This is a genomic window from Streptomyces sp. NPDC005070, from assembly GCF_053600395.1.
Window position 1 is genome coordinate 1 of record NZ_JBSFZS010000422.1, and the last position, 1942, is coordinate 1942.

Here is a 1942-nt window from a genome sequence, read left to right on the forward strand (position 1 = left end):
AACGGTTCCTCCTGCGGAAATACGTCTGGGTCCGGATGCGCGGCGGGCGTACCGCGATCCTGGGGCCCGGATCCCGGCGGGGCCGAGACCTTACGGTCCGCGTACCCCGGCCGTGTGGCGCCGGTCCCTCGGTCGATACAACCGTGTCGGCCGGGCCGGCTGTTCCCGGCGCCCGGTCGCACCGACTCGACCCGGGGATCGGGCCTCTCCCTCGGAGCACTAGCGCGGTGTGGCGCCGTCGGCCTTGAACGGGCCGCCGTGGCCGGGCACGATCAGGTCCGCGGCGGCCAGCACCCGGAGCCGGGAGGCACGCAGCACCTCACGGTCGGGGGCTACCGGGTCGTCCGACGGACCGTTCTCGTCCCACCACAGGTCACCGGCGAAGGCGACCACACCCGCATCCGTGCCGGCCAGCAGCGTGATGTCCTCCGGGCTGTGGCCCGGCGTGCGGATCAGGCGCAGCGACGGGGTGAGTTCATAGCCCTCCGCGTCCCGGTTGGTCCACTGGTCGCCCTGGTACTCCACCTTGTGGTCGTGCACGCGGGCGCGTCCGAACAGGCCCACGTTCATGGTGTTGTCGGGGTGGTGGTGGCTGAGTACGACGTCGGTGATGTCGTCGGGGCCGAGGCCCAACTCCGCGAGCGGGGCCAGGATGCGGTCGCGGCTCGCCACCATGCCCGGGTCGAAGATCACGTGCCGGCCCGCGTCGGCCAGGTAGGAGACGGTGGCGGCGACCCCGGGGCCGGTGGAGCCCGTGTAGCCGGTGGTCAGGATCGTGTACACGGCGCTGCGGCCGAGCGGTGCGTCTGTCATGGCCTCAATCCTTCCGGGCGGGCGGCGCGTTCACGAGTGGCACAGTTGCCGCTGATCGCAGGATTCGTGCCACACTGCGGGTGTGTCCCCCTTCGTGACCGTGGCCGCGTATGCCCCGCCGGGAGTCGGCCTGCTCGCCGTCGGCATCGTCGCCGAGGTCTTCGGTCCGCACGGCGAGGAGGTGCCCGGCTTCGACTTCGCCCTGTGCACCGACCGGCCGGGGCCGGTCCCCACCGACATGGGGGTGCCGCTCACCGTCACGCACGGTCTGGACCGGCTCGCCTCCGCCGACCTCGTGATCGCCCTGCCCTGGGCGGACTTCCGCACACCGCCCGGACGAGCCGTGCTCGCCGCGCTGTCCGACGCGCACGAGCGTGGCTCATTGGTCTCGGCCCACTGTGTCGGCGCGTTCGCGCTCGCCGCTGCCGGACTGCTCGACGGCCGACGGGCCACCACCCACTGGCGGTTCGCCGAACTGCTCGCCCGTCGTCACCCGGACGTCACCGTCGAACCCGACGCCCTCTACATCGACGAAGGACGCGTCGTCACGGGCGCGGGAGCCGCCGCGGGCTTCGATCTGTGCCTGCACCTGCTGCGGCGGGAGCACGGGGCCGCGATGGCCAACGCGATCGCCCGGGACGTGGTGCTGCCCTCGCACCGCGACGGCGGGCAGGCGCAGTACCTGGCGGCCCCCGCCCCCGAGGACTGCCGTGACGAGCGGCTGACCGAGGTGCTGGCGTGGGCCCGCGAGAACCTCCACAAACCGCTTCCCGTGGCGGAATTGGCCCGGCGCGCCGTGATGAGCAAACGCTCCTTCGCCCGCCGGTTCACCGCCGCGACCGGCACCACCCCCCATGCCTGGCTGCGCGGCCTGCGGCTGAGCAGCGCCGAGGAACTCCTGGAGACGACCGACCTGCCGGTCGAGGAGATCGCCCACCGTGTCGGCTACGGAAGCGCGGCCGTCCTGCGCGAACAGTTCGTACGCCGCCGGGGAGTACCGCCCCGCTCCTACCGCCGCTCGTTCACGAACACGCCCTGACACCCTCGGCAGGCCCTACCCGCCTAGCGTGACCCCATGACCACTGTCCAAGCCCCGCCCGCCCCCGACCACCGGCGGTGGAAGGCGCTC

At 72.9% G+C, this 1942-nt stretch carries 2 protein-coding genes; one reads left to right on the forward strand and one right to left on the reverse strand.

Annotated elements, in window-relative coordinates:
* Positions 1 to 219: 219 nt before the first annotated feature.
* A complete protein-coding gene (locus ACWEBX_RS39800; protein ID WP_451889582.1) occupies positions 220 to 813 on the reverse strand; it encodes an MBL fold metallo-hydrolase in 594 nt (197 codons plus the stop codon).
* An 82-nt stretch (positions 814 to 895) separates the two neighbouring features.
* Here ACWEBX_RS39800 and ACWEBX_RS39805 point away from each other — a divergent pair, with 82 nt between their 5' ends.
* Positions 896 to 1852 (forward strand): GlxA family transcriptional regulator, encoded by a 957-nt coding sequence (locus ACWEBX_RS39805; protein WP_451889583.1) that lies wholly within the window; start codon positions 896 to 898, stop codon positions 1850 to 1852.
* Positions 1853 to 1942 lie beyond the last annotated feature (90 nt).

Coding starts and splice junctions, on each gene's coding strand:
- ACWEBX_RS39800 (WP_451889582.1), bottom strand. CDS start 813: ATGACAGACGCACCGCTCGGCCGCAGCGCCGTGTACACGATCCTGACC.